This window comes from Ensifer sp. ENS07, assembly GCF_014852185.1.
Lineage (GTDB): Bacteria > Pseudomonadota > Alphaproteobacteria > Rhizobiales > Rhizobiaceae > Ensifer > Ensifer adhaerens.
In genome coordinates this window covers 171,413-197,613 of the sequence record NZ_JACVBE010000007.1, presented here as the reverse complement: position 1 = coordinate 197,613, position 26,201 = coordinate 171,413, and the positions used below count along the sequence as shown (strand labels likewise).

Genomic DNA, 26,201 nt, shown 5'->3' with positions numbered 1-26,201 from the left:
CAGGTTGCCGGGGCAATGACGCCTTACATCATTTCGCGAAAAAACGGCCGCGCGGTGCGGCCGTCATGGAGCGTCGTTATCAACCGGTGGTCATGCTTCTTCGTCTTGAAACGCTACCTCGCGCGTCCGACGGAAGGACGGCAGCACCATCAGCACGAGCATCCCAACCGTTGCGATGAGCAGGACCAGACTGATCGGGCGCTCGTAGAAGACGCTCGGATCGCCATGGGAGATGGTCATCGCGCGACGGATGTTCGTTTCAAGGAGCGGACCGAGAACGAAACCGAGCAGCAGCGGCCCTGCTTCACATTTCGCCTTGCGGAACGCGTAACCCAACAGACCGAACCCTGCGGCGAGGACGACATCGAAGATGCGGTTGTTGATGCTGTAGACGCCAACGCAGCAAAACAGCAGGATGGCCGGATAGAGCAGGCGATAGGGCACCGTCAGCAGCTTCACCCACACACCGATCAGCGGCAGGTTGATCACGACCAGCATAAGATTGCCGATCCACATGCTGGCAACGAGACCCCAGAAAATCTCCGGCTGAGTCGCAAGAACGGTCGGCCCGGGCGTGATGCCGTGGATGATGAAGGCGCTCAGCATCATTGCCATCATGTTGTTGGACGGTATGCCGAGCGTCAGCAACGGGATAAACGAGGACTGCGCGCCGGCATTGTTGGCAGCCTCCGGACCTGCGACGCCTTCGACGGCGCCCTCGCCAAACTCGGATGCGTTCTTGGAGAGCTTCTTCTCCACCGAATAGGCGCAGAAGGATGCAAGGGTCGCCCCGCCGCCGGGCAGGACACCAAGGAATGTACCGACGCCCGTCCCGCGCAGGACTGCAGGCCAGGCCCGGCGGAAGTCCTCTCGCGTTGGCCACAGCCGGCTTAGCTTACTCACGAGCACGCCGCGCGCCTCATGATTTTCGAGGTTCTCGATAATCTCTGCAAAGCCAAAGAGACCAATGGCTATGACGACGAAATCGATACCGTCGAACAACTCCACCGCGCTGAATGTCAGGCGCTCCTCGCCTGAACTGGCATCAATGCCCACCATCCCGAGGAGCAGGCCGAGCAGGATCATGCCAATGGCTTTCAGAACCGGTCCGCGAGCAAGCACCGTTGCCGCGAGCAGGCCGAACAGCATGAGCGAGACGTATTCGGCCGGCCCGAACGACAGAGCAAAAGAGGAGAGCGTCGGACCGGCAATGGCGATGCCAAAAGTCGCGACCGTACCGGCAAAGAAGGAACCGAGAGCCGCGACAGCGAGCGCCGATCCCGCTCGTCCCTTCTGGGCCATTTTATAACCGTCAATCGCCGTCACCACCGAGGAGGCTTCTCCTGGCAGGTTGACCAGAATGGCCGTTGTCGAGCCACCGTACTGAGCACCGTAATAGATGCCGGCCAACATGATAAGGCCGGCGAGCGGCGGCAGATAGAAGGTGATCGGCAAAAGGACAGCGATCGTGGCAGTGGGACCAATGCCGGGTAGCACGCCGATCAGGGTGCCGAGCAGTGCACCCAACAGGCAGAAGCCGAGATTTGTGGGCGTCAGCGCCTCGCTGAATCCCAGCATGAGGAGGTCGATAAAGTTCATAATTCCCTCCTCAAAATGGCCAGATGGGCATCTGAACGCCCAAGCCGACAATGAAGACCAATGCGCCAAAGGCCGTCAGTCCTGCCGTAAGCAGGATCACTTCGCGCAGTTTCGAGTCACGATCGGCAATGCTGCCGACGAGCAGCAACCACACGGCCGCTGCGACGAACCCGAAGAATTCAGCAATGAAGGCAAAGCCGACGACCGAAGAAAGAATGATGGCCACCGGCCAAAGCTTCGGTGTGGCGATCTCCTGGCGATCACGTAAGGCACCAATTCCGCCGACTGTCACGCCAACGATGATGAGAAGCCAACAGACGAGCGTGGGAAGATAGCCTGGCCCCATGGCAGACGCCGTCCCAAGGGTCAGGTCGCGCCCGGCCCAAAGGCCGAGCGCGCCAAAACCCACGAAAAGCACGGCGGTCAGGAGGTCCGGACGATCGCCCGCCCCGCCAGCTTTGCGCGGCGCCGACATTACTGCTGTTCCTTTGCGAGCTTCCAGATGGCGCCCAGCCGCTCTGCCCGAACCGGCAATTCCTTGCCCCAGTCTTCAGAGGAGAGGTAGGAAAGGGCAAGCGATTGTTGTTTGGCTTTCGCCTGGAATTCCGGATTATCGAGCGCCTTTCGGATAGCGTCGGAGAACTTGACCCGGATATCTTCCGGTACGTCGCAGCTCATCGCAATGCCGCGCTCCGAACTCACCAAAACTTCAAAGCCCTGCTCCTTTGCCGTCGGCAGGTCGGGGGCGATCACAGCGCGTTCTTCTGCGAACTGGCCCAGATTCTTGAAGGCTGAATGATCGCTGCCAACGAATTCGCCGACGTTGATGCCAATCGTCATGACATGGCCGCCAAGGAGAGCCGTGCGCGCCTCGTTCGCACCGTTGAACGTCACCGCGGTCAGGTCGATGCCGGCCGACTTCTCGAGTTGCAGCATGGCGAGATGTTCGTCCGTGCCAAGACCCGTGGTACCAACGGTCACTGCGCCAGGATTGGCCTTGGCATAGGCCACGAGGTCCTTGAGCGAATTGAACTCGGAGTTGGCCTGGACGATGAACGAACCCGGATCCTCAACGATGCGAGCAACAGGGCAAATCTTCTTGGCGTCGAAACGGACCTTTCGGTCCATCTGCATGGTCAGATAGCCGGGCGTGTTCAGGGAGGACGCGGTATAGCCGTCTGGACGGGCTTCCGTCATCGCCGTGTAGGCGATTTCACCCGAAGCACCCGGCCGGTTCAGAACCGTGATTTTCGCGCCGAGTTCCTTCTCGACGTATGGCGCCAGGGTTCTGTTCATAACGTCCGTGCCCCCGCCCGGAGCGAAAGCGACGATAAACTCGATCGGCCGATCCGTCGGCCATTCGGCATGTGCAGCACCCGCGCCCAAGAAGAGGGTCGTCGCCAGCGCGGTGTTTCGGATCAAATGCTTCATGGTATCCTCCCAGTGATGTCTGTTATCGAGAGCGCCTCGCGCTTCGGGGTTTCATTCGGCCCGACACGGAATTGCTGTGACGAGCCAGGATCTTTGCTTTGGCCGGTGAGCTTCAACTCCTCCGTGAAGTGCCGGCAGAATTCAGTCGCTCACGCGATCAAGGCTCAGGCGGCAGTTCGCAACCACCCTTCGTGAGCGCCTCGTTGAACCAGGTCGGCTTATGAGTTCCGGCCTTGATGTTTTCCATCTGCTTGTTTTCGGCGGCGTGCTTGGCAGCGGTCCGATCGTAAACCTCAGCCACGTCATCGATCGGGATTACGACCACCCCATCCGCATCGCCAAGGACCAGATCGCCCGGCATGACCACCATGCCGCCAATGGCAATCGGACAATTGATTTCACCAGGTCCGTTCTTATAGGGGCCTCGATGTGTCACACCGACGGCAAACGACGGAACGTTCATCTCAAGAAACGCATCAGCGTCACGAATAGCTCCGTTGAGCACGAAACCCGCCACGCCACGACCGCGGGCATGCGCAAGCATCATCTCGCCCATTAAGGCATTCGTGACGTCGCCGCCCGCATCGATGACGATGACATCGCCTTCGACGGCCATGTCGATTGCCTTGTGCAGCATGAGGTTGTCACCAGGCGGTGCCTTCACTGTGATGGCGCGGCCGGCAAGTTTACCAGACCGATGCATGGGCCGAAGTTGCGCACCAGCCGCATGCATGCGGTGCATGCTATCGCTGACATTGGCAACCGGCAGTTCCCGAAACTTCTCGACCCACGCTTGCTCGACGGCCCGGGGCCGACTGCGAACTCTGAATCCGATGGTCAAAATACTCTCCTAAAAGTGCGATTGATAATGTTGAATGGGCTCCGTCGTCAGGCTGTGGCCGCCAAGGCCCGGAAGTTCACGATCCTCTCGCGACCGAGACCACGCTCCTCCAAAATTGCGAGCACTCCCTCGACCGCATCGATGCCGACGCGGACATTCGCCTCCTTCGTAACACCACCGATGTGGGGTGTTACGACAACCTTCGGCTCCTGCCAGAACGGGTGGTCGGGTGCAGGTGGCTCGGTCTGGAAGGTGTCCAGTCCCGCGCCCGCAATGTGATCGTTGGCTATGGCGCGCAGCAGCGCGTCTTCGTCGATGAGGCCGCCGCGCGCGGTGTTGATGACGTAGGAGCCGCGCCTCATCCGAGACAGGCGCTTGTCGTCGAGGAGGTTTCGTGTCTCGGGCGTCAGCGGGCAGTGCAAGCTGACGACATCCGAGCCAGTGAGGATATCCTCGACTGTGTTCAGCCGGGCGACGCCGGCCTGTTCAAACGTGGCATCATCCGTGAACGGGTCATAGGCGCTGACGTGGATGCCGAAGGCTTTCGCGAGTGCCGCCGTATGACGTGCGATTGCGCCGAAGCCGATAAGTCCAAGGGTCATGCCCGACAGCTCCTTGCCCGAAAAGCCAGGTTTCTCCCACTTTCCGGCTCGAAGCCCGGCGTCGAGCGGCAAGACGCGCTTCACGGTTGTGAGGAGAAGAGCAATCGCGTGTTCGGCGACAGATTGAGCGTTCGCACCGGTTGCAACAACGACAGGGATTTCGCGGCGAGAGGCAGCATCGAGGTCAATGTTGTCGACGCCTACCCCATGCTTGGAAATCACCCGAAGCGAGGGGGCAGCGTCAATCGCCGAGGCACCGAAGCGGCCCATGCGAACAATGACACCCACCGGATCGGCGCCCGCCACGATGCCCACGAGAGCTTCTTCGCTCGTATAGGGCGGTACGTAGACCAGACTGTAGCCGCGTTCTTCGGCGAGCTTCACTGCCCGCTCATTGATCGCCGGGCCGGTGACGAGAATGTTTTGGCTTGGCATGCGTACCTCGATTGGCAATGGTGAGGACGCAGAGCACCAAGGTGCTTTCGCCAGATCCTCCCTCGTGCCCGAACTCCCGTGGGCACCTCCTACACAGGACGGTAGCATAAGCATTTCTTGATAAAAGCGAATAATTCTGTCAAAGATGAACAGAAAATCTTAATTCGATAGGTGCCCGTTGGACATTCGTCAGCTGAAGACCTTCATCGCGATTGCAGAACACGGCACGTTCGCGAAGGCGGCCGACGCGGTTGGTCTCACACCGTCTGCTGTGAGCCAACAAATCCAGGCGCTGGAATTGGAAGTGCGGTCAGAACTGTTCGATCGCTCGACGCGACCGATCACGCTGAACAGCCAGGGACTTCAAATGCTAGAGGCAGCACAAGGTCTCGTGCGTTCTGCCGATGATATCGTTGACGCTATTTCGGGGAAATCGGTCGGTGGCACGTTTACCATCGGCTCGGTGCGCTCAAGCGCCCTGTCTCTTTTGCCGAAGGCGATCATCGCACTCAAGAACGACTTCCCCGGCTTGAAGATCAAGCTCCACGTTGCCAACACCGATGAGTTGCTCAACGATGTCGTTACCGGACGCCTCGATTCAGCGATGGTGGCCGAGTATTCCAGCGTCCCATCGACATTGCGGTGGAGCCCATTCATCCAGGAACCCCTCTTTGTGATCGCTCCAAAGGGGACGCGTATCAGGCCTGCAGCAGAGATGCTTACGGAACTTCCCTATGTGAAATTCATCAGCCGGTTTCGCCTTGCCAACATTATCGAAACCGAAGTCGCGAGAAGCGGGATCGTCACGAATGTCATTGCCGAGATCGACACGATCACAGCGGTCGTCGCCTGCGTGGTCAATGGGCTGGGAGTTTCAATCGCGCCCTGGAGCGCCTTAAAAGAAGCCGGCGGCGAGGTGGTTGCCGTGCCCTTTGGCGATCCGCCAATCTATCGCCAGATCGGCCTCATAGAGCGACGGGCCAGTCCTCGAGCAGCCGTCATCGACCGGCTTCACCAACATTTGGTCAGTTTCAGCGGAGAGTTCGGGGTCGCTCGTTGATGGTGTCTCCGGAATGCAGCAAGGCCCGACCGCCGGGCCCGCGGCAAAGGCCTTCATTTGAACGGTCTCACTGCACGACGAAATCAAACCTACCGAACTTGCCGCCGCCGCCGCCGCTGGTCACATCTAGTACCAGCGCCTCATGGAAAATTGAGTCGACTACGTTCCCCGGCTCCCTAGGGAAATAGAGCTGGGTGGTGAGAATTCTGGCGCCCGGCCGCTGCACCTTGACGTGGAAATGCCGCGTCCGGCCCGGATAAAGCCCCGGCACGACGGTATTGAACCACCAGCGGCCTTCAGCATCGCTGAATTGATGGCCGCGCAGCTTGTAGCCGTCGTTGTCGTAGTTGCCGTTTTCGTCGCAATGCCACAATTCGACCAGTGCCTTGGTAACCGGCCGGCAGTCTTGTCTCAGAACGTAGCCGGCGAGGGTGATCCTTTCGCCGCCGGGAGCGTCGCTGGTGAAATCCTGTTTCTCGGGACTGTTGGGCGTGAAATAAGGCCCCTCGGTCTGGGACGGCGTCAGATCGTCTTCATCTGCACAGGGAGGGCTCAGCAAGCGTTGCGCCGGAGCGGTCGAATAGGCGCTGATGGGTGCCAGCATCGGCCCGGCGGCAAGCAACGACAAGATTTGGCGGCGGGACGGCATCAGCTTCTCCAGGTTGTCGCTGATTTTGCAGCCGCGCTTCCGGCGGAAATGAGGCACAAGCATCTTCCTGGCAGCCAGGCATCGCACTGGCCGGCACACGCATGGGACAAATTTCCGTTATCCGCCCATTCAGCCGCTCAACTCGACGAATATGGCCGCCAAGCGCTGCGGCGGCCACCTCGCCACGATCGGCTCTAAGGCGGAGAAAGATTTTGGCCGCGCTCATCAGCAAGGTCCCCGCCGGTTGGTCCGCGTGCTTGGATTGACGTTGCTATCGGCAATTTTGTGGAGGACAATGACGGTTCCTGGATCTGAGAGGCGACAGCCATTGGACTTCGAGAAAATCGGCCGAGCACGCCTCATGATACGGCTGCCACGACACCGCAAACAGCTCTCAGAATTGCGATTTCTGGCATTAAGCACTCTGATCGAAGCCTACGGCCTAGCTGTAGTCACTCGCAATGAGTTGAGCGAGCATGCCATGTCTGATGAACCTTTGAAGGCTGAATACGCCGACAAATGCCAGGCGATCGAAGACAAGGTCGTGATGTTGCTTACAAATATAAGCCCTCGTTTCGTCAATTAACTCCGGCCGCGGCATTGGCTGCATTGGGCAAGACCCCGACCGTCAGCTACAGCTACTGCAACCACTCGCTCAAGAGTGCGCCGGATGGGGCGAACCACATGTCGCTATCCACCTCGTTGGTCTCTGAACTCGTCTGAGCCGCAAACCAGGTTGATCACCGGACCACGCTGGAAAAGCGCCGGATCCTTCACCGCGCGGTGGTAGCGATCAGCGAGATGCGGCAGCAAGCCACCGTTCCAGATTGTTCGACCGAACAGGTTTCAGGGATTTACTTTCCAGCCTTGGCGGGAGCGGACGAGGGGCATACAGACGACTAGATCAAAACTGCTCTTTTGGACGCCGCGAACATCATCCGAACGCTTGCGAATTTACCTGGAGACGACAACGCGACCAGCGCAGGCGGAGGCGGACGCCGGGAACGGTTTGCTCACCGCAAGTTTGTTCGCGGCTCGACCGTATGCCACCTGGATCGACAGGCGCCGGAGGTACTAGAAATGCCGAGACAACCGATCCGCAACGGCTTCGATCATATCGAACGTTCTATGTTCGGACATGGGTTCAGACATAGCTATTCATCCCAACGCTCATTCCCTGAGCGCAGACGAAGAGGCCCGCTGGCTTGCTATAGCCAGGTGGGGTCTATGCGCCGCTTACTCACAGGGAAGCCCCCCCGCAAGACCTGCTTGGCGGGGCAACTACACAGACCGTGACTGCCCCTCTGATGCAGCCGGGGACGCGGGCGCTCCCCGGAAAAACAAGTCATAAAGTTCAGCGACACGCGCAAGCGGATAAACGCTGTCGACCCGGCGCTTGGCCGCTGCGGCGAGCACTGCATATTCGGATGGACGGAGACCCTGCATACGATCCATCGCATCGGCCAATGCGGTGACGTCGCCACACCATATTTCATCGAGCCATTGATCACCTCGAGAATGAAAAGTTCGAGTTGTATTTGCACCTTTTTACGGCGCCGGTGCTTCTTGTCGGCGGGGCACTTCTTTTCTTTGACCGGCTCCCGCAACGGTTCCCCACTGTTCACCGCTGGGGCGGCCGCGCGTACATCTTGACAGTGCTTGTCACCTCGATCGCAACGCTGAAGATGAGCCTGAACGAAACCGAGGGGCCCTTGACGGTTTTCGGCTTTGCCGTTCTGTCGGTCCTATGGTTCGTCACGGCCGCTCTTGCCTGGCTGCGGGCTGTTCAAGGGCGATATGCTCGTCATGCTGAATGGATGATCCGAAATTACGCCCTGACCCTTACAAATGTGACTTTCCGCGCTGAACTGCATCTATCCCTTTGGCTTGGGGCAGACTTCGACCTTATCTATGAGCCCCTGCGATCGCTGCAGTTTGTTCCAAACCTTCTGTTTGCCGAATTGCTGATTCAGACTGCATTTTTCACAAGCCCGAATTGGCGGGACCTGCTTCGCTCCGATGCCTACCGCCGGCGACGAGACAGGCAACTTACGTCTCAGCCGGCGCGAGAGTTCTCAGTTCAAATACCGCCTGGTGACGCGTCATCACCTTAGTCTGCGTTGCGTGCAGCTAACCGAATTGACGTATCTGAACCTCGGCCGACCTCTTTTCGCCTCACAGTTGCGAGCGAAACGCTTCGATCGGGGCCGTCGAGACATCAAGACACCATGCATATTGCGCCAGGAAAGTAACCCTTTCCCAGATCGGCTGCTCAACCTTTGTCCTAGACAGCAGGCGTCTTTGCGCACGAGATCTCCTGCTCGGTTGACAGGGTGGGAGGCCAGTAACGGGTTCTAACCGGATCGGGCTACGCCTTAGTTTATTTTCAACTACATTAGACTTTAGTAGAATGAGAGTGCGCAGGGAGGAGGCAAGTATGGAACGCTTGGAAGCCGAAAGGCTCGAAACCGACGCTGCCACGAAGGTCTGGTCCGTCCATGATTTCTGCAAAAGGCACCGCCTTTGTGTGGAGGAGGAACGCCGCCTCACAAGGCTGTTTGGACTGTTTGCAACAGCCCGCGAACTCCTGAACAACGCGCAGCGCACACCAAAGTGGCGGTAATGTGGGCTCGCTCCCATGCGCTACCTTCGTGCGGCCATTGTGCTTTCGCTCATTTTCCTAAGCCCTTACGCGTGGGCCGAAAAGCGCGTCGCGCTGGTCATTGGAAAATCGGCCTATCAGCATGCGCCGCAGCTTACCAATCCCCAGAATGACGCCAGCGTTCGTGGTGGTCACCGGCCGCGAGCTCGACCTGACGGGATTGCGTCAGTCGATCCGCGAGTTCGTCAGCAAAGTCGAGGGCGCCGATGTGGCGCTCTTTTTCTATGCCGGTCACGGGCTTCAGGCAAACGGCGGCAACTACGTGATCCCGGTCGACGCGCAGCTTCAACGTGACGTTACACCTCCCGAGCGGTCGGCCAGCCGGTGGCACCAACGCTGCCACCGGCGTCAAACGCTTCATTGGTCATGACGCGAACCCGGGTGGTTCAGGTCGTAAGGTGCCCACGCGCCTCTAGACCTCGACTCTTTCGCCCGTTTCCCGATCGAAGAGATGGATCTTGTCCGTCGCGAAATGCACGCTGATGCGGTCACCGACAGTGTGGCTGACGGCACCCGATGTGCGGGCGACGACCCGCCCCTGCTCCGTTGCCAGAAACCAGAGCTTCTCGTGCCCCAAGTTTTCCACCCCCTCCACCGTGCCAGTAACGGAAGGTCCCTCGCCCGTGCCGAGACCAACGTGCTCGGGGCGGATGCCGAGCGTGAGGTCGGCCGGAAGATGGCTCGCACCCGGAAATCTGAGCGCACCGATTGAGACTTCAGCGCCGTTCGCGTGGCCGTCGAAGAAGTTCATCGGCGGCGAGCCGATGAACTTGGCGACGAACAGGTTGGCCGGACGATGATAGACCTCCTCCGGCGTCCCGAACTGCATGAGGTTGGAGCGGCCAGCCTGCTTCAAGGGAGCGAGCACAGCGATACGGTCGCCCATCGTCATTGCCTCGACCTGGTCATGGGTGACATAAATCATGGTCGAACCGAGTTCGCGGTGAAGCTTGCTCAGTTCGTAGCGCATGACAGCGCGGAACTCGGCGTCGAGATTGGAGAGCGGCTCGTCGAAGAGGAACACGGCCGGCTTGCGCACGATGGCGCGGGCGAGCGCGACACGCTGCCGCTGACCGCCCGACAGCGCGCCCGGACGCTTGTGCAGTTGATCCTGCAGGCCGACCATCCGTGCCACATCCTTGACGCTTGCCTGGATCTTCTCCTTCGCCTCACCGCGCAGCCGCATGCCGAAGGAAATGTTGTCTGCGACGGACATGTGCGGGAAGAGCGCGTAGTTCTGGAACACCATGGCGACATCGCGTTTTGCCGGACGATGCGGCCACCGATGGAGATCTGGCCCGAGCGTCCGTCCTCCAGGCCAGCGATCAAGCGAAGGGTCGTCGACTTGCCGCAGCCAGAGGGGCCGACGAAGACGACGAATTCGCCCGAACGGATATCAAGATCGAGATTGCGGACGACATCGACGGAGCCGTAGGAGATATCGATGCCCTGAAGGGAAACGGCGGACATTGCTTTTTTCCTTGATAGATCGGGTGCGGCTTACTTGACCGCGCCGAGGCTGAGGCCCTGGACGATGCGTCGTTGCGCCAGGATGGCGAACAGGGCCATGGGCAGGATGATGATGATGGAGGCGGCCGACATCGCGCCCCAGTCGATGGAGGCGTAGCCGCGGAACCCTGCGACGGCGAGCGTGACGGTCTGCGCCTTCTCGAAGGTCAGCGCCAATGCGATTGTCAACTCGTTCCACATCTTGATGGAGTTGAGAATGAGGGTCGCCGCAATACCGGGCGCGGCAATCGGCACACAGATCGTCCAGACGATCCGCAACGTGCTCGCACCCTCCAACCTTGCGGCCTCCGGGAGTGCTTCGGGAATATCCGCGAAGAAGGCGCGCAGCAGCCAGATTGTGAAGGGCAGCGTGAACACCTGGTAGATCAGCGCCAGACCGATCACCGTGTCGTAGAGCCCGACCGACTGGAAGAGCACGTACATCGGCACGATGAACAGGAACTCCGGCAACATGTAGGAGATCAGGAGCCAGATCAGGATCGTGCGCCTGCCCGGCACGCGCTTCTTGTTGAGATAATAGGCGGCGGGAATGCCGGCCGCGAGTGCCAGCACATTGCCGATGGCGCAGACGATAAGGCTGTTGAAGAACGCACCTGAAAAACCGGTCGAGGACCAGGCTTTTCCGAAATTCTCCCAGACCGGGGAGAAGAGCCAGACGGGCGGCATCGCGAAGGCGTCGACCCGGTTCTTCAGCGCGATCGTCAGGATCCAGTAGATCGGGAACAGCGAGATGGCCACGGCAACGAGCGCAACCGCATAGGGCCAGAGCGTGTTGCGGGAGGAAGCGGAGCGGCTCATGCCTTTTCTCCATCGTCAGTGTCGATCATCAGGTAGATGATGCACAGGGCCAGAATGATGAACGAGAAGACGACGGCGATGGCCGCTGACTCGCCGAACCTGTAGGATTTGAAGGCCGTCTGATAGGCGAGCGTCTGGACGCTTTCGGTCGCTCTGAGCGGCCCGCCGCCCGTCGTGCCGAAAATGATGTCGAAAACCTTCAGCGTGTCGATCGTGCGGAAGATGATGACGGTGATCAGCACCGGCTTCAGCATCGGCAGAGTGACGTGACGGAAGGTCTGGAAGGGTGTTGCGCCTTCCAGTCTTGCGGCCTCGAACGGTTCGGCAGGCAGGCTCTTCAATGCCGAGGAAAGAATGATGAAGGTGAAGGCCGTCTGCCACCACGTGTCGATCATGATGATGGCAGGCATTGCGGTCGGCACCGTGCCAAGCCAGGCGGGGCCGGGTATGCCTACGAGCGACAGCAGGTAGTTGACGATCCCGAGCGTCGGGTCGAGCATGACCTTCCAGATGAGCGAAACCGCGATGCCGGAGACCATCAGTGGCAGGATCATCAGCGTCCGGATCAAGCCCGCGCCAATGCGGATCCGGTTGATGGCGAGCGCCAGACCCAAGCCCAGGAAGGTCTCGATCACGACGGCGAAGACGGCGAAGTAGAAAGTATTGAACAGCGCCTTTGGAAAGCCGCTGCCCGACAGGATCCGCACGAAATTGCGTAGTCCTACGAACTTTGCTTCCGAGCCCCAGTTCCATTGGAGGAGCGACAGATAGCCGGAATAGATGACCGGATAGAGCGTTCCCGCAGCCAGAAGCACGAGAGCCGGCGCGATCAGCCAACGGATATGTTTTTCACGACGCATGGTCGATACGATCCTGCTTTCGGGAGAAACGGGGCCGGACGGGCCGACCCCGGAAGGGTACGGGCTATTGCAGCGTGTCTTCGACGCTGGTCTGGAGTTCCGCCACCGCATCCTCAGGCGTGGTGCCCTGGTAGATCTGGTGAATGGCGTCGACGACCAAGAGAACCACATCGTTCCAGCCCTGGCGGAAGACCGAGGTGGGCCGCGTGTGCTTCATCTGGGTCTTCACCGCGGCGACATAACCGGCGTCGAGCGCCTTGACGTAGTCGGGATCCTCCCAGGACGTGTCGCGCGGCGCACCGCCGGTCGCAACGCCGAGCGCCGCCGTCATCTTCTTGTTCGTCGCCCATTGCACGAAGAGCCAGGCAGCGTCCTTTTTTGGAGAGTTCTTGGCGATCGAAATACCCCAGGACCAATGGCCGCTGTAGCCGATATCTCCCGTGGATGCCGGTAGCGGCGCATAGCCGACCTTGCCCGCGATCGCCGAGGTCTTCGGGTCCTCGAAGCCCGGGCCGAAGACCGAGGCATCGACGAAGAAGGCGGCGTTGCCCTGCGAGAAGAAGCGGCTCGCATCCTCCCAGCCATAGGAAAGCGCGCTCGGCGGGCCGGCCTTCAGGAGACCGGCATAGTAGGAGAGCCCCTTGGCAACACGCGGATCATTAAATCGCGGTTTCGACCAGTCGCCATCGACCCAGATGTTGTAGGGAAGGTTCGCCGGTTCGCTGCCCCAGGCGTCGAGCACGATGCCTGTCATCGTATCCACCAGCTCGGCCGACCGTTTGCCGCGCATCGATGCGCCGAAGATCTTGCCCTCGCCCTTGGCGCTGATGTCGTTTGCAGCGGCAATCAGCTCATCCATCGTCGCGGGCACCTTGCCGCCCAGATACTTTTCGACCAGATCCTTGTTGTAAAAGAGCGTGTAGGCCTCAAACGAGATTGGGATCGCGTAGAGCTGCGGGTTCGGTTCTCCGACAGGGAAGGATGCACCGGCGCGAAAGCCTTCCGGGTAATCGGCGAGATTGTAATCGGCGTCCGTCTTGGCAGGATCGTCGAGATAGGGCGTCAGCGGCTCGACGACGCCGGCCTCCCACTGGGTGTAAAGCGCTGAGTCCATCTGGATCGCCCCAGCATTTCTCAACTGGTTCGGGATGTACAAACGGGCTGCGTCTCGGCCGGGCTCAAGTCGCCACATCGTCGGACGATTGAAAATCGTCTCGAAGACATCGACCTGCAGAAACGCGCCAAACGACGGGGCGAAACCGAAGTCGTGAAGCGAACAACTGCTGTTCCAGGAATGCTCGCTGCCTCGCGTCCACTCCAGATCGTCCAAGTCGATCACACCAAAGCAGATATCTTTGTCGTCGACGAGGAAACGCGTCTGCCAATCGGGAGGCCTTGGCTGACTCTTGCCATGGACGTTTGCAGCCGGATGGTGACCGGGTTTTACCTCACAATGGAAGCCCCTTCCCGGCTTTCGACCAGCTCATGCTTACTACACTCTGTCTTTGACAAATCACCTTGGTTGCGGGAGCGCGAGATCACCGAACCTGTCGCCGGACTTCCAGAGACATTGCATGTCGATAACGGCAGCGACTTCAGGAGTCGTGCTTTCATGAGAGGGTGTGAGGATACCGGCATCGCGATCGACTGGCGACCGCCGGGTGAACCGCGCTTCGGCGGCCATATCGAACGGTTGATCGGCACCCAAATGGGAAAATTCCGCTTGCAACCGGGCACCACCTTCAGCAATCCGCAGGAGCGCTCGCGAGCGGCTTCATTGTCGCCGAGCTACACCAACTGATGGGACACGACCTCAAATTAAATGCCAACCAAGAAAGAAACGGCCGCATTCTTACGTTCAAGCGCCAAACGACACTACCCCAGGCCCAGAAGGCGCAGTTCGTGGAAGAGCTCGGTCGCAATCCCGAAGGTAGAGACGCACTCGAAGAGGCTAAGCGGACCGCGCACGCGCTTGAACAGCGCTTTGGGTGTTCAGACCCGCGTTCGTTCAAGAAGGAACTCGACAGACTTCATTTGGCTGACACCGCGAAGATCGAGCGCATCAACGAGGTCGCTCACATCGTTGATCGCGCGAACAGGGCGGAGTTGAGCCAAAAATATGAGCTAACACGAGGACTGAAGAAGGGGTTGGGTTTGGGGATGTCACATTATCGAAGCGAGGAACACGCTTCGCCTCGAAACCCGAAACCAGCTCTGATCTCACTCGGGTTCCATCAGCTACATCAGATTTACCATGCGCCCCCGGTCCCGTTCTAGGGAAGCTTCGCGCCGGAGGGGAGGCGCCATCAGGCGTCAGCTTCTGCTCTTCCATTGCGGATTTGACGGACGACCTCAGAGTCGCTCCCACAGCATGAAGCAGCGATCTCAAGACAGCGCGTGCTGGTTTTCCGAGCAGCTTTCGCCATGTCTGCAGTTTGGATTGCAGTTAATTGGGCCGACTGCAGATGAAGACCACGTCGAATCTAATAAATTGCTGAGGTTCTTAGCGCTCGATACGCTTGCCAGCCTGCGACAGCATACGCTGAGCCTCACGCGTCCGTGCACAGACAAGTGCGTCCCAGAGCTTCTGGCCGACATGCCAACGTGTATGGTTTGAACCGTGGGTCATTGCATCACCTTCTCATGTAACACTGAAAAACCTTATAGATGAAACAGGTGGAGAGCTGCAGTCGAGAGCTTGCATCGCAGCAATGCGTTTTCGCATTGCCGGGTGTCGCTACGGATCTGACTTCGCACAAAGGACAAGTTTCGTTTAAGAAGCACTTGCAATAGATTAGCTCGACCAAGAGAGTTCAGGACAAGCATGCAACTCCCCATCAAGTCGATCCTGGTGTTTCATGCGGCTGCTCGTGCAGGCAGCATTTCCCGCGCCGCGGAGGAACTTGGGGTGACGCCATCCGCCGTCAGCCAGCAGATTCAATTCCTTGAAGGCCAACTCGGGGTGACGCTTTTGGCGAAAGCGGGCCGTGGGATCGTGTTAACGGAGGCCGGTGAGCGATATTTCTCGATGATCGCTGATCAGATCGAACGTATCGAAGATGCCACGGGAACGATCCGGGGTTTCAGGTCAGTTACGACATTGACGGTGCGCGCTACCCCTACCCTGTCCAACAAGTGGCTGCTGCCGCGGCTGAGTACCCTGCTCGACAAGCATCCTGATCTGGAGCTTCGGCTCGACGGCACCAACGAACCAACCGACTTCAACCAGGAAGCCGTTGACATCGAAATTCGGCATGGGGAGGGCCGGTGGCCCGGCCTTTTCGTCGAGAGCGTCGCAGACGAGCAGTTCTACCCGGTCTGTTCTCCGGATTACGCACCGGCTGGCAGCATGATGCCTGAAGACCTGCTTGATCATCGCCTGATACACTCCGCAAAATCGCAAGCACAATGGAATGGCTGGTTTCCGTTAGCCGGAGTTGCACCAAAAGAACGTTGGCGCCGTATCCTGTTCGATCGAAGTCACATGGCCATTGACGCGGCCGTCCGGGGCATGGGAATCGCACTCGAAAGCACGTTGATGATGGGAGACGAGATTGAAAGCGGGCGTCTCGTCTGCCCCGTGGTGTCGCCGCCGGTCGTCAGGATCACAACACAGTGGATCGTTTGCCCACGTGATCATCTTCGCCAGAAAAAGGTGCGCGTATTTCTCGACTGGCTGCGACTGGAAAGGGAAACCTGGCAGAAAACCTATCCGTCAGGCTCCCTGTCAAGTTGAGTGAACCGATCCAAGCAACTCGACAGCCGCCCTCTCCGCGATCAAATTTGGCGACAGCGTGATTTCGAGCCAGATTGCCTCCTCGTCGCCGTCGGGTGCCTCCAATGTGGCAAGCTGGCTCTCCAGCAATGAACCTGTGGCGAAATGTCCTGTCCGTGCTCCCAGACGCGCTGAGATTAATTCAGGGGAGCCATGCAAGAACAAGAAGCGGACGCCCGGTAACCGTTGTCGCAACAACTCCCGATAGCTGCGCTTCAGGACGGAGCAGGCAACGACTACAGGTGATGCGTCGATCACTGACGCCCTATCACATACGCTGTTTAGCCAGGGCATCCGTAGTTCATCCGTCAGGGGATAGCCGTTGCGCATTCTCTCAACGTTTTCTCGGGAATGCAATTCATCCGCCTCGATGAAGTTACAACCGAGAAGGCCGGCGAGGCGCCGCCCTATCTCTGATTTCCCTGTCCCAGCGACACCCATTACCACGATAAACCTGGGGTATTGGCCGCTCTGGGTGAACGAGGCTGGCTGTCCTCCCATGCTCAGTACATCCCCAACAGGCGGATCGGGCCAAGGGTGAGGACGGGGAAGAGCACAAGAGCAAAGATAGCCAGCGTCAACACTGCCATCGGTGCAAGCGAACCACGAATGACATCCTCAACCCTCATATTGGCCACCTGCGCTGCGGCGAACAGGCAGACGCCAACCGGTGGCGTCACAAGCCCGAGCGTCAGCGTCATGACGGTGACGATCAGAAAGTGGATGGGATCGATGCCGAGCGCCTCCACCGGCGGCATCAGCACCGGAATGAGGATGAACATGGCCGGAATGGCTTCCATGAAGATGCCGATGATCAGCAGGAAGACGAAGATGACCAGCATGCCCGTCAACGGACCGAGATGCATCGCCTGCAGCAGTTCGGCCACCTTTTCCGGCAAGCCGTCATAAGTAAATACCCAGGCGGCAATCTGTGATGTCGCCGCGATGAACAGGATCGTTCCGGAAATACGAGCGGTCGAGATCAGGATTTCCGGCAGTTCTTTCACAGGCAGCGTTCGGTAGACTAGGACTCCGAGTATGCCGACATAGACGACGGCGATCGCGGCTGCTTCGGTCGGCGTGAACAGGCCGCTGGCGATGCCGATGATCAGGATCAGAGGCGTCAGCATCGGCAGGATGGCACGAAGACCGGTGACGACAACCATGCGCAGGTTGAATGGTGAAGGAGGATTGTAACCGTAATAAACCGAATAGAAGTGGTTGAAGACCATGAAGGCGAAGGCAATGAACAATCCCGGGACCAGGCCGGCAACCAGCAGCGTCCCGATGGAAACATTCGCGATCGAGCCTGCAATGACGACGAGAATCGACGGCGGAATGATCGACGACAGTGTCGCGGTACAGAGCGTCATGCCGACGGCATAGCCCTTTGGAAAACCGTGGCGCTCCATGGCCTTGATCTCAATGGCGCCCACCGAGGCAATATCGGCGACGGAGGAGCCCGACACGCCGGAGAAGATCACCGACGAGATCACGTTGACGTGGCCCAGGCCGCCCGGGAGCCAGCCGACGATGGCTTCGGCAAAATCGAAGATGCGTTCCGCGACCCGGCCCCGTTCCATCACCGTACCGACCAGAATGAACAGCGGCACAGCCACGAGCAGAAACGAGTTCATTGAGGAGAACATGGTCTGTGACAACAGATCGAGCGGCATCGAGGTGAACAGCCACAAAGTGGCAACGCTGGCCAAGGCCAAGGCGACAGCAAGTGGAATACCGAGCATGCTGAGCCCGAAAAAGGCGACGAGAAGAAAGACCGACATGGATCAATGTCCTGATGTGATGGACACATCGGCATGGGCAATCTCACCCGCCGGAAGTCCGAGTTCTGGAAGGGCGATCAGATCACGACGGCTGCGCAGTGAATCGATGATCGCCAAGATCGCAATGACTGCCGACACCGGCATCACCATACCAATCAGCCACATGGGAATGGGCAGGGTCGCAGCCGTTTCGTTCATCATGATCTGCTGGCGCATGAGCGTGAACCCGGTCCAGCCCATCAGCCCGAAGAAGAAGACGGATGATCCGACATAGATCGGTACCGCGAGATGCTGGAACAGCCGCCGGCCCATGACGAGGAAGACAACGACGCGGGCGCTTTCCACGGTTCGGAAACCTGCCGCGAGCCCGAGAAAAACCATCCAGATAAAAAGAAAGCGGGTGGCCTCCTCGGTCCAGGGCAACGGGTGCCCCGTCAACCGGCCGATTACCTGCAGAAGAACAACGATCAGGACCCCGGCACAGGCCGCACCCGCCGCAACGTCGGCGGTGATCCTGACCACGGTACCGAGCAGCGAACTCACGGAACTACGCATGCGAATGCCCTTCCAACAGGAGTGCATGGACGGATGGAAAGCCGGCACCTAATTTTGAGGCAAAGTGCCGGCGAGGCATCAGTTCGTGGTGGCGAAGGCGCGCGTGCGATCAAAGAAGGACTGGTCCTTCACGAGTGCCGAGAATTTCTCCTCGAGACCTGCAGCGACATCAACGAAGGCCTTGCGCTGATCATCGGTCAACTCGTTGACCTCCATGCCATTCGCCTTCAACGTTGCGATCGACTTTTCGATATCGGCCGCATCATTCTCGGCTTTCCAGGCTTCCGTCTCCTTCGCGGCATCATTCAATGCCGTCTTGAAAGAGTCGCTCAAGCCATCAAAGCGTGCCGGGTTCATGCCCAGAACCCAGGCATCGGCGATATGATTGCTGATCGTCGCGTATTTCTGGACTTCGTAGAGCTTGGCGCTGACCGGCACGTTGATCGGATTTTCCTGGCCATCGACGACCTTCAACTGCAAGGCGTTATAAACCTCCGCGAAAGCCATCGGTGTCGGAGCGGCACCCATGGCCCCAAAAAATTCGACCCACAGCGGGTTGTTGGGTACGCGCAGCTTCATGCCCTTCATATCGGCGGGTGACGTGATGGCGAGCTTGGAATTGGTGATCTGACGAAGCGGGCGCGACCAGAGATCGACGCCCTTGATGCCGATATTACCGAGGTCCGACTGCAGTTCCTGACCGAGATCGCTGTCGAGATAGGCACGCAGCTGCTCGATATCGCGAAACTGATAGGGTATTGCGATCGCCGTGAACTTGGGATTGAAGGTCGCGTAGAGCGATGTCGAGTTGAGCAGCATATCCAGCGAGCCGCCGGCCAGCTGCTTCACCCCTGCCGACGGGTCGCCGCCATAGAGCGTGCCGTTCGGGAAGACCTTGATGGTGAGTTCGCCATTGGTCTTGCTCGATACGATTTCGGCAAATTTCTTTGCAGCGAGCGTGATTTCCGATGTGTCCGCGTCCGGCGTGGACAGCGTCAGGGTTTCCGCATGGGCGATCGAAGCGGTCATCAGAGCCGCTGCGGCGATCAGACTGCGAAGGGTATAGTGTTTCATGGTCATTCCTCCCGTTGATGGTCAAACTAGCATGCGTTTGGCATGCTCATTGTTGATTCATGCGTTGCAGTTCACGGATGATCCCGCTGTGGTCCAGATCGCCATCGCCATTATCGACCATAGCTTGGAATAGCCGGTCAACCTCCTCGCCAACCGGTAGTGTCAAACCACGGCTTCGCGCAAAAGCCAGCGCCGTGGATGTGTCTTTGACCTGATACTTCGCCGGGCCGCCGGGTACGAAATTGCCTTCGACCATGCGCAGCCCGTGCTGCCGGAAGACCGTCGAGTCGGCGAACCCGCCGAGCAAGGCCTCACGGACCCGGGAGGGGTTCGCACCGCCACGTGCGGCCAGTGTCAACGCTTCGGCGACAGCGCAGATCGTCGATGCGACGATCAGCTGGTTTGCAAGTTTCGTCAGCGCGCCGCTGCCAGATGGGCCAACATGCGTGACACGTCCAAGGCAGGCAAAGACCGGATCGAGACGGTGCACCGCCGTCTGGTCACCGCCGGCCATGATCGCCAACGTGCCCTCCTTGGCCCCCTTTTCCCCTCCGGAAACCGGCGCATCGAGACACGCGACGCCTCGTGCTGCTGCCGCTTCGCCAATTGCAATGGCCGTTTCCACGGGGATGGAGCTCATCACAACCAGCACGGACCCCGGCAGCATTGCCCGGACAACGCCGCCGTCGCCAAGCAACACCGCTTCGCAAACCGGACCGGAGCTCAGCATGCAGATGGTTACATCCGCATCTTTCGCTGCGGCATCGGCCCGCTCCACGATCGAAATATCTTTCGACTGAAGAACGGCGGCCTTTTCCGGTGTCCGGTTCCAGACCTGAACTTGAAAGCCTGCATCAGCCAGGCGGCTAGCCATGGGCGCACCCATGATGCCGGTACCGATGACGGTAATGCGATCGATCTTGCTGGTCATGACTGTATGTTCCGCATCAAGGATATTGCCGCTCGGAGAAGCGAACCGGCCGCTCTTCCACAATCAGTGGCGGAAAAGCCTCCCGAAAACGCCCCAGGTGAGGCGTTTCCAGATGGGCGTCGAACGCCGCGCGGTTGTCGTAGACTTCGAAGAAGACGACCGTATCGTCGGAGCCTTGCGGGCAGATGACGTCGAACTGTCGGCAACCCGGTTCATCGGCGACCGAGTGTTTCGCATCGTCGCGTGCCGCGTCCAGAAATGCAGCGAGCTTGCCGGGCTTGACCTGAAACTCCGCAATCACGACGAAGGCCTTGCTGTTCAGCGTTGTCACGACACTCACTCCGCTGCGATCTTGGCGGGGCGGAAGCGATCTTCCATCTCGCGACGAAGTGTGACGACGTCCAGGTCCTTGACGATTTCAACGTCGTCGAAGGACACGATCTGGTCTTTCTTGATCGCGCGCTTGAGTTTGACATTGTGCGCAAGGCCGATCGGCAGTGCTTTCAGATCGAGGCTGCGGTTTGCGGGAATGGCATTGGCCCAGACAGCATAACCGCCCTCGCCGTCCAGCATCTCGCCGGGCTGCATGTCCTTCTTTGCGGTCGCGACGGCATCGCCACGGAACTCCTTGGAGGATCCGGTCGGCTCGTTGCGAAGCACAGCTGACAGCACGCTGATCGACGTTTCGAGGCCGATGATGTGGAAGGGACGCCACATCGAGGCATACCAGCCCGACGGATCGGTCAGTAGGCCGTACTGCTTGAAGCAGGCACGCGCATATTCGTTATGCGCCTTGAACGTGACGAAGACGCCGTAACGAATGTTGTTGAACACTTCGCGGCCATCCGGTTCCTGGCTGGCGGCGATATCGACCAGACCCGAGCGTGCCATGCGGCCGCCATCGGCAACCGGGCGAAAGACCCGAGCCAGGTCATGCAGACCCGCCGGCGGGAACGCGAGGCCGTCATCCGGGCAATCAAGGCCCGTACCATTGGCAACCGCGGCCATTTCGATCGCGGCCTTGGTGCCGTCGGTGAAGGAGTTGTAGAGTTTCGGATTGAGATTGTCCGCAGCTACCTGTTCCTCGGTCCAGCCGAATAGCCCCCAGACCGTATCCGGCGTGGAATAACGGTAGCGCGGCTCGAAATTCATGCCCTTGCCAGCAGAGGTGATTTCGAAGCCGGTGGCTCTGGCCCAATCGACCAGTTCGCAGATGAGTGCCGGTTGGTCGCCGTAAGCCATGGAATAGATCAGGCCTTTGGCACGTGCTTTTTCCGCAAGGATTGGCCCGACCATGACGTCGGCTTCGACATTGACCATGACCACATGCTTGTTGTGTTCGATCGCGGCAAGCGCATGACGCGTGCCGGCGATCGGGTGGCCGGTCGCTTCGATGATGCATTCGATCTCGTCGCATTCGAACAATGCGTTGACGTCGTCGATTACGAAGGTGGTGCCATTCTTGATCGCATCGCCGCTGCTTGTTGCGGAATAACGCTCCTTCGGCCAGCCGACACGGTGCATGGATTCCTTCGCCTTGCCGACGTCGAGGTCGGCAACGGCAACCATATGGAGACCATCAATGCGCTGCGCCTGAGCAAGGACCATCGAGCCAAACTTGCCGGCGCCGATCAGCCCGACCCGCACGGGTTTACCATTGGCAGCACGCAACGAAAGAAGAGAATAGAGATTCATGAGACTGCGTCCTCGACTAGGGAATGAATATGAGGAGTGCCCCGCAAAGGTCAGCGCATAAGGGTTCACCACAGCTGGGCGTCTTGCCCAGCTGGTTCACCGTGGCTTGGATGCACTCTAATTTCCTCCGGGGAAGCGCGGGTTTAGCCGCCACTCCCAGCTGCCTCCCGAGCAGCTCTGATCAAAACCTAAGCCAAAGGAGAAATTAGCTCAATTTAGAAAAATGGAGAAAATTGTTAGATTTTCTAAACATTCCGTTGCGCGTCCTAGTCAGACGACGATCTTGAATTTTTCCTGGAGCGTTGCAGCACTAACAGAAAGAGACCGGTAACGGCATCGTAACGTTAACCGGCATCGATCAAAATGTGGGATTTCGCGGCATGACCAGATTTGCCCGTGATCCTCTTTATCGTCGCCATCGATTTCCAGCGGTTGACCGGCAATATTGAAAAAATTCAAAGGCTGTTGAGTGCGATTGCCGGAGACGACTTCTCGACAGTGGTGGCACTTAGTTCCTATCATTTACCCGGGGCATCCCAGCGATGCCCCCGGTTTCAGTTCAACCTAAAACCTAAGCGGAGAGGTCATGTCACCTTGGGGCATTGCAGGAACTCCTGCAATGCAGCCAACAGCGCTTCGGGCTGCTCTTCCGCAGGGTAGTGCCCGCACTCGGGGATGATCACCGACTCGACATTCGTCGCCACCGTGCACAGTTCGTTCTCTACCATCGGGCCACAGGCCAATGCGCCAGAGAACGCGAGAACAGGCATCGTGATCTTGTTCTCTTTCCGGCGGCGATATTGGGGAATCGACTCATCAATCGCCCGGTAATAGTCGAAGCTCGCCTTCAGCGCCCCCGGCACCCGACGCATCGTCTCGATATAGAATTCCTTGCCATATGCCGGGAAGTTCTCGATCGAACCCGCCTTGGTGTCAAATTGGTATCCGAAGTAGAGGTCTTCTCTTCCTTCCACCAGCCGTTCGTTGACTCCCAGCGCACGGTTGAAGTTGAAGTGCCATAGGAAGTCGCTCACCCAGCGATCGTCGCTGAGCAACGGCGGAGACTGCGAAAGACCCGGAACGATAGCCTCGCCGAGAGCGATGCGCTCGATACGATCCGGGCGGTCGGCCGCCATCACATATCCGATCCAGAGACCGACATCGTGGCCCACCATCGAGAACTTCTCGTGGCCGAGGGCGTCCATCAGAGCGAACATGTCTGCGGAGAGGGTATCCGCATCATACCCGTCAGACGGCTTCTCCGACAACCCCACGCCACGTGGATCGGCTGCGATCACCGTGAAGTCGCGGCTGAGGGGGAGCATCAGATACCGCCAGGCGAACCAGTTCTCTGGCCAGCCGCCAAGAAGAAGGAGCGCAGGCCCCGTTCCCCCGATCACGGCATGCAATCCTATTCCGTTCGCATCGACCCGATAACTGTGGAAGACGTCACGAAATCCCGACGGCAGCTTCGGCACGCCCGTGACCGAGCCAAATCCGTCAATGGGTGTCTTTACGGTCATGTCAGTTCTCTTTCTGTTTTTATCGCAAGCGAAACCCCACGACCTTTCAGTCGTGCCAGGCTTCCGATGCTGTTGTGGTCGATTGGGAGGCGCGGTCGTGCGCCTTCGTGTTTGCTAAAGGAACTCGGTCCGGTACTTCGGCGCAAGCGATGTCATCAGGCTCTTCTTCTCAACCTGCTTTGCAGCGTCCGGCTTCGGCGCCGGGGAACTGCGGTCGGGGATGCGATCCGCAATCGAAAGGAAGAATTCCTCTTGTCCGGCTGGCGTGCACATGCAGAGCATGTGCACCATCTTGCCAGAGCGGTTGGCGAACCGATGCGGTGCGTTCGCCGGGATGTTCACGGATGCAGGGGCGCGGATGGTCTCCGTCTGGCCACGGAACGTGAACTCCAGCTCGCCCTCAAGCAATGTGAACATTTCCTCGAATTCGTGTCGGTGTGCCGGCGGTCCGCCACCATCGGGAACCAGCATGTCGATCAGGCAGTAGCGCCCTTCGGTCTGATCCCCGGAAATAAGGATCGTGTAGACGTTTCCGGCCTGGGAGATGTGCGCCAGCGCCTGATCGTCCGGCAGAGCGACGGTGAGATTGCGGGTCAGGTCATCGGCTGGAAGCGGCTGACCTGCAGGGATCGTCTTTATCGAGTGATCGGTCATGGATTTCATCCCGTTGTTTCACTCATGAATCTATGCTGGACCTGACAAACCGTAAGATTCGAAAAATGCGGCCTTTGCGTTACGAAAATGAAACAACACGCTTGCTCATGCCCTTCTTGCGCAATACCTCGGCAGCCGAGAAGAACCCTCTCCCTCTGGCCGTCGGCTTTATCCTGCCAGCGGCCCTTTCGGTGCCTTCGTTACGAATGCAAGAATGATGAGTGCCCCGACCGCGCAGAAGAAGGTCAGCCAGAATGCGTCGATGTAGGAGAGGACATTGGCCTGTTTCTGAACCTGCTGCGCCAGCACCGCCGTCGCCCTGCTCTGTGCGGCAGCAGAGCCTGCGCCCGCCATCGTGTTGGCGAGCGCCGATATTACCGCGACCGAAGCCTCCGAACCTCGTTCCAGATTGAGGCCTGTCAGATACGAATGGAGCTGTTCGCCCTTCCGCAGATAGGTCGTCATCAGCGCCTGGGCCGTCTGGGTGCCGAGAAGCCGGATGACCTGGATGTAGGCGGCTACGGCGATTGCCTTCTTGGGGTCTCCATTGGCAACGGTCAGGACAATGATCGGAAGAAAGGTCAGTATGTGGCCCGCCCCCTGGAGAACAGCCATCGTCCGAAAGCTCTCGCCATTCCAATCCGGTGACAAGCCTGTGCCGATCAAGGCCGCGCCTGCGAAGCAGCAGAGGCCAATGAACAGAAGGTAGCGGCCGTCGGTCCTGTGCATTGCCCAGACCGCCAAGGGGGTCATCAGCATCAGGGGAATACAGACCCACGTCACCAGCGTGACCCCAATCTGTTCAGGACGGAGACCCGCCACCGCCGTCAGATAATTCGGCACGAGCGCCGAATTCGACATGCTGCTCATCATGTAAAGCAGAGCTATCGACAGCAGCAGAACGACATTGCGCGCACCTATCGACCCGATGCTTGCCCATGGATGTTCGACGAGCATCTCGTTGATGAAGAAGACGGCGATCAGTAGCAGTCCGCCCGCGGTGGTGGAAACGATCAGCCCGTTTTCGAACCAGTCGAGACGATTACCTTGATCGACGGCAATGAACAGCAACGCCATCCCGACACCTAGAAAAAACATGCCTCCCCAGTCTGCGCGGCGGAGGAGATCCATGTTGATATTCTCGCGCGGCGCGCCCTTGAATGCGAGATAGGCGAGCAGCGGCGCGAGCACGACATCCTGCCAGTAGAGATACTGCCATCCGAAATGCTGGACATAGAAATCGAGCAGAGCCGTGCCGGAGTTGACCGTGAACGCGCCACGGAAGGCATAGATGGCGATCGCGGAGATCCACCATTTGATAGGAAGATTCCGGAAGATGATCATCAAAGTGGCTGGAACGAAAATCCCGAGGAGAGTTCCATGAAGGACGTGAAGCCCGGCGAGAACCGTGAAGTCGCGGGTGAACGGGATCAGAAGAGAAACGAAAGCGTAGATCAGAGCGGGCACGACCATGACGCGGCGGATTCCGAACACGGCAGCCAGCCATGCGACGGCGGGAGCGAACACGATCTGAGGAGCGGTGGCGAGGGTGCTCAGCCACGCCCCCTCATCAAAGCCGAGGCCGAAGGCGCCACGCAGGTCGACAAGACCGATCCCGAACAGACGGCTGTGAAATCCTACCATGAAAGGTCCAAGCAGAACGGCACAGACAGCCAGGATCGGATGGTGGGTCTCCCGCCCCGTGCTTCGTACCGGAAGCGCAAGCCTGAAAATCTCGGCCAT

Annotated in this window: 27 protein-coding genes and 1 pseudogene; 7 read left to right on the top strand and 21 right to left on the bottom strand. The window is 59.0% G+C overall.

Annotated elements, in window-relative coordinates; all coding sequences use genetic code 11:
- Window positions 1–90: 90 nt before the first annotated feature.
- From IB277_RS21900 to IB277_RS21880, 5 genes are all read right to left on the bottom strand, one after another.
- Window positions 91–1,599 carry a tripartite tricarboxylate transporter permease gene (locus tag IB277_RS21900; protein WP_060581547.1) on the bottom strand — a complete coding sequence of 503 codons (1,509 nt, stop codon included), beginning with the start codon at window positions 1,597–1,599 and terminating at the stop codon, window positions 91–93.
- A 10-nt stretch (window positions 1,600–1,609) separates the two neighbouring features.
- Window positions 1,610–2,074 (bottom strand): tripartite tricarboxylate transporter TctB family protein, encoded by a 465-nt coding sequence (locus IB277_RS21895; protein WP_192371710.1) that lies wholly within the window; start codon window positions 2,072–2,074, stop codon window positions 1,610–1,612.
- Window positions 2,074–3,030, bottom strand: coding sequence for a tripartite tricarboxylate transporter substrate binding protein (locus IB277_RS21890; protein ID WP_060581552.1), 957 nt, complete (start codon window positions 3,028–3,030; stop codon window positions 2,074–2,076). Before IB277_RS21890 ends, IB277_RS21895 begins: the two co-directional genes overlap by 1 nt.
- A 157-nt stretch (window positions 3,031–3,187) precedes the next feature.
- A complete protein-coding gene (locus IB277_RS21885) occupies window positions 3,188–3,871 on the bottom strand; it encodes an RraA family protein (protein WP_192371709.1) in 684 nt (227 codons plus the stop codon).
- A 47-nt stretch (window positions 3,872–3,918) separates the two neighbouring features.
- Window positions 3,919–4,908, bottom strand: coding sequence for a hydroxyacid dehydrogenase (locus IB277_RS21880; protein WP_192371708.1), 990 nt, complete (start codon window positions 4,906–4,908; stop codon window positions 3,919–3,921).
- Window positions 4,909–5,086: 178 nt separating this feature from the next.
- Here IB277_RS21880 and IB277_RS21875 point away from each other — a divergent pair, with 178 nt between their 5' ends.
- Window positions 5,087–5,968, top strand: a complete 882-nt coding sequence (locus IB277_RS21875) for a LysR family transcriptional regulator (RefSeq protein WP_192371707.1) — start codon at window positions 5,087–5,089, stop codon at window positions 5,966–5,968.
- A 67-nt stretch (window positions 5,969–6,035) separates the two neighbouring features.
- Here IB277_RS21875 and IB277_RS21870 read toward each other — a convergent pair whose 3' ends face one another.
- Window positions 6,036–6,674: an intradiol ring-cleavage dioxygenase gene (locus tag IB277_RS21870; protein WP_371813649.1), complete on the bottom strand. Its 639-nt coding sequence runs from the start codon at window positions 6,672–6,674 to the stop codon at window positions 6,036–6,038.
- A gap of 94 nt (window positions 6,675–6,768) precedes the next feature.
- Here IB277_RS21870 and IB277_RS21865 point away from each other — a divergent pair, with 94 nt between their 5' ends.
- The 3 genes from IB277_RS21865 (at window position 6,769) to IB277_RS21855 (ending at window position 9,649) form a co-directional block, all read left to right on the top strand.
- Window positions 6,769–7,203: a hypothetical protein gene (locus IB277_RS21865; RefSeq protein WP_192371706.1), complete on the top strand. Its 435-nt coding sequence runs from the start codon at window positions 6,769–6,771 to the stop codon at window positions 7,201–7,203.
- A gap of 946 nt (window positions 7,204–8,149) precedes the next feature.
- Window positions 8,150–8,731: a DUF2306 domain-containing protein gene (locus IB277_RS21860; protein WP_192371705.1), complete on the top strand. Its 582-nt coding sequence runs from the start codon at window positions 8,150–8,152 to the stop codon at window positions 8,729–8,731.
- A 657-nt stretch (window positions 8,732–9,388) separates the two neighbouring features.
- Window positions 9,389–9,649 carry a caspase family protein gene (locus IB277_RS21855; protein ID WP_246812784.1) on the top strand — a complete coding sequence of 87 codons (261 nt, stop codon included), beginning with the start codon at window positions 9,389–9,391 and terminating at the stop codon, window positions 9,647–9,649.
- A gap of 42 nt (window positions 9,650–9,691) precedes the next feature.
- Here the strand turns inward: IB277_RS21855 and IB277_RS38185 are convergent, their stop codons facing one another.
- From IB277_RS38185 to IB277_RS21835, 5 genes and pseudogenes are all read right to left on the bottom strand, one after another.
- Window positions 9,692–10,030 carry a TOBE domain-containing protein gene (locus IB277_RS38185; RefSeq protein ID WP_246812797.1) on the bottom strand — a complete coding sequence of 113 codons (339 nt, stop codon included), beginning with the start codon at window positions 10,028–10,030 and terminating at the stop codon, window positions 9,692–9,694.
- A gap of 309 nt (window positions 10,031–10,339) precedes the next feature.
- Window positions 10,340–10,749, bottom strand: a pseudogene (locus tag IB277_RS38180) (ABC transporter ATP-binding protein); the annotation flags it as partial.
- A 30-nt stretch (window positions 10,750–10,779) separates the two neighbouring features.
- Complete coding sequence (locus IB277_RS21845) at window positions 10,780–11,607, bottom strand: carbohydrate ABC transporter permease (RefSeq protein WP_192371703.1); 828 nt, start codon at window positions 11,605–11,607, stop codon at window positions 10,780–10,782.
- On the bottom strand, window positions 11,604–12,467 hold the full coding sequence (locus IB277_RS21840) for a carbohydrate ABC transporter permease (RefSeq protein WP_192371702.1): 864 nt from the start codon (window positions 12,465–12,467) through the stop codon (window positions 11,604–11,606). The genes IB277_RS21845 and IB277_RS21840 overlap by 4 nt, the downstream gene beginning before the upstream one ends.
- Window positions 12,468–12,531: 64 nt before the next feature.
- A complete protein-coding gene (locus tag IB277_RS21835; protein WP_192371701.1) occupies window positions 12,532–13,581 on the bottom strand; it encodes an extracellular solute-binding protein in 1,050 nt (349 codons plus the stop codon).
- Between the two features lie 153 nt (window positions 13,582–13,734).
- Between IB277_RS21835 and IB277_RS21830 the strand changes: the two genes are divergently transcribed.
- The 3 genes from IB277_RS21830 to IB277_RS21820 all read left to right on the top strand — a co-directional run bounded on the left by IB277_RS21830 (window position 13,735) and on the right by IB277_RS21820 (window position 16,203).
- Window positions 13,735–14,268 carry a transposase family protein gene (locus tag IB277_RS21830; RefSeq protein WP_371813647.1) on the top strand — a complete coding sequence of 178 codons (534 nt, stop codon included), beginning with the start codon at window positions 13,735–13,737 and terminating at the stop codon, window positions 14,266–14,268.
- A complete protein-coding gene (locus IB277_RS21825; protein ID WP_192371700.1) occupies window positions 14,268–14,744 on the top strand; it encodes a hypothetical protein in 477 nt (158 codons plus the stop codon). The genes IB277_RS21830 and IB277_RS21825 overlap by 1 nt, the downstream gene beginning before the upstream one ends.
- 547 nt (window positions 14,745–15,291) lie before the next feature.
- Window positions 15,292–16,203: a LysR substrate-binding domain-containing protein gene (locus IB277_RS21820; protein WP_192371699.1), complete on the top strand. Its 912-nt coding sequence runs from the start codon at window positions 15,292–15,294 to the stop codon at window positions 16,201–16,203.
- Here IB277_RS21820 and IB277_RS21815 read toward each other — a convergent pair.
- The 10 genes from IB277_RS21815 to IB277_RS21770 form a co-directional block, all read right to left on the bottom strand.
- On the bottom strand, window positions 16,195–16,743 hold the full coding sequence (locus IB277_RS21815) for a gluconokinase (RefSeq protein WP_192371698.1): 549 nt from the start codon (window positions 16,741–16,743) through the stop codon (window positions 16,195–16,197). The genes IB277_RS21820 and IB277_RS21815 overlap by 9 nt on opposite strands.
- A gap of 2 nt (window positions 16,744–16,745) precedes the next feature.
- Entirely contained in the window at window positions 16,746–18,026 is a 1,281-nt protein-coding gene (locus IB277_RS21810) for a TRAP transporter large permease (protein WP_192371697.1), read from the bottom strand.
- Window positions 18,027–18,029: 3 nt separating this feature from the next.
- Window positions 18,030–18,569: a TRAP transporter small permease gene (locus IB277_RS21805; RefSeq protein ID WP_371813646.1), complete on the bottom strand. Its 540-nt coding sequence runs from the start codon at window positions 18,567–18,569 to the stop codon at window positions 18,030–18,032.
- 90 nt (window positions 18,570–18,659) lie between these two features.
- Window positions 18,660–19,655, bottom strand: coding sequence for a DctP family TRAP transporter solute-binding subunit (locus tag IB277_RS21800; protein ID WP_192371695.1), 996 nt, complete (start codon window positions 19,653–19,655; stop codon window positions 18,660–18,662).
- A gap of 46 nt (window positions 19,656–19,701) precedes the next feature.
- Window positions 19,702–20,586 carry an NAD(P)-dependent oxidoreductase gene (locus IB277_RS21795; RefSeq protein WP_192371694.1) on the bottom strand — a complete coding sequence of 295 codons (885 nt, stop codon included), beginning with the start codon at window positions 20,584–20,586 and terminating at the stop codon, window positions 19,702–19,704.
- Window positions 20,587–20,602: 16 nt separating this feature from the next.
- Window positions 20,603–20,908 (bottom strand): putative quinol monooxygenase, encoded by a 306-nt coding sequence (locus IB277_RS21790; protein ID WP_192371841.1) that lies wholly within the window; start codon window positions 20,906–20,908, stop codon window positions 20,603–20,605.
- A gap of 14 nt (window positions 20,909–20,922) precedes the next feature.
- Window positions 20,923–22,281, bottom strand: a complete 1,359-nt coding sequence (locus IB277_RS21785; protein WP_192371693.1) for an NAD(P)H-dependent oxidoreductase — start codon at window positions 22,279–22,281, stop codon at window positions 20,923–20,925.
- A 584-nt stretch (window positions 22,282–22,865) separates the two neighbouring features.
- Window positions 22,866–23,804 (bottom strand): alpha/beta fold hydrolase, encoded by a 939-nt coding sequence (locus IB277_RS21780; protein ID WP_192371692.1) that lies wholly within the window; start codon window positions 23,802–23,804, stop codon window positions 22,866–22,868.
- Window positions 23,805–23,918: 114 nt separating this feature from the next.
- Window positions 23,919–24,458: a cupin domain-containing protein gene (locus tag IB277_RS21775; RefSeq protein ID WP_192371691.1), complete on the bottom strand. Its 540-nt coding sequence runs from the start codon at window positions 24,456–24,458 to the stop codon at window positions 23,919–23,921.
- Window positions 24,459–24,626: 168 nt separating this feature from the next.
- Window positions 24,627–26,201 (bottom strand): MFS transporter, encoded by a 1,575-nt coding sequence (locus tag IB277_RS21770; protein WP_192371690.1) that lies wholly within the window; start codon window positions 26,199–26,201, stop codon window positions 24,627–24,629.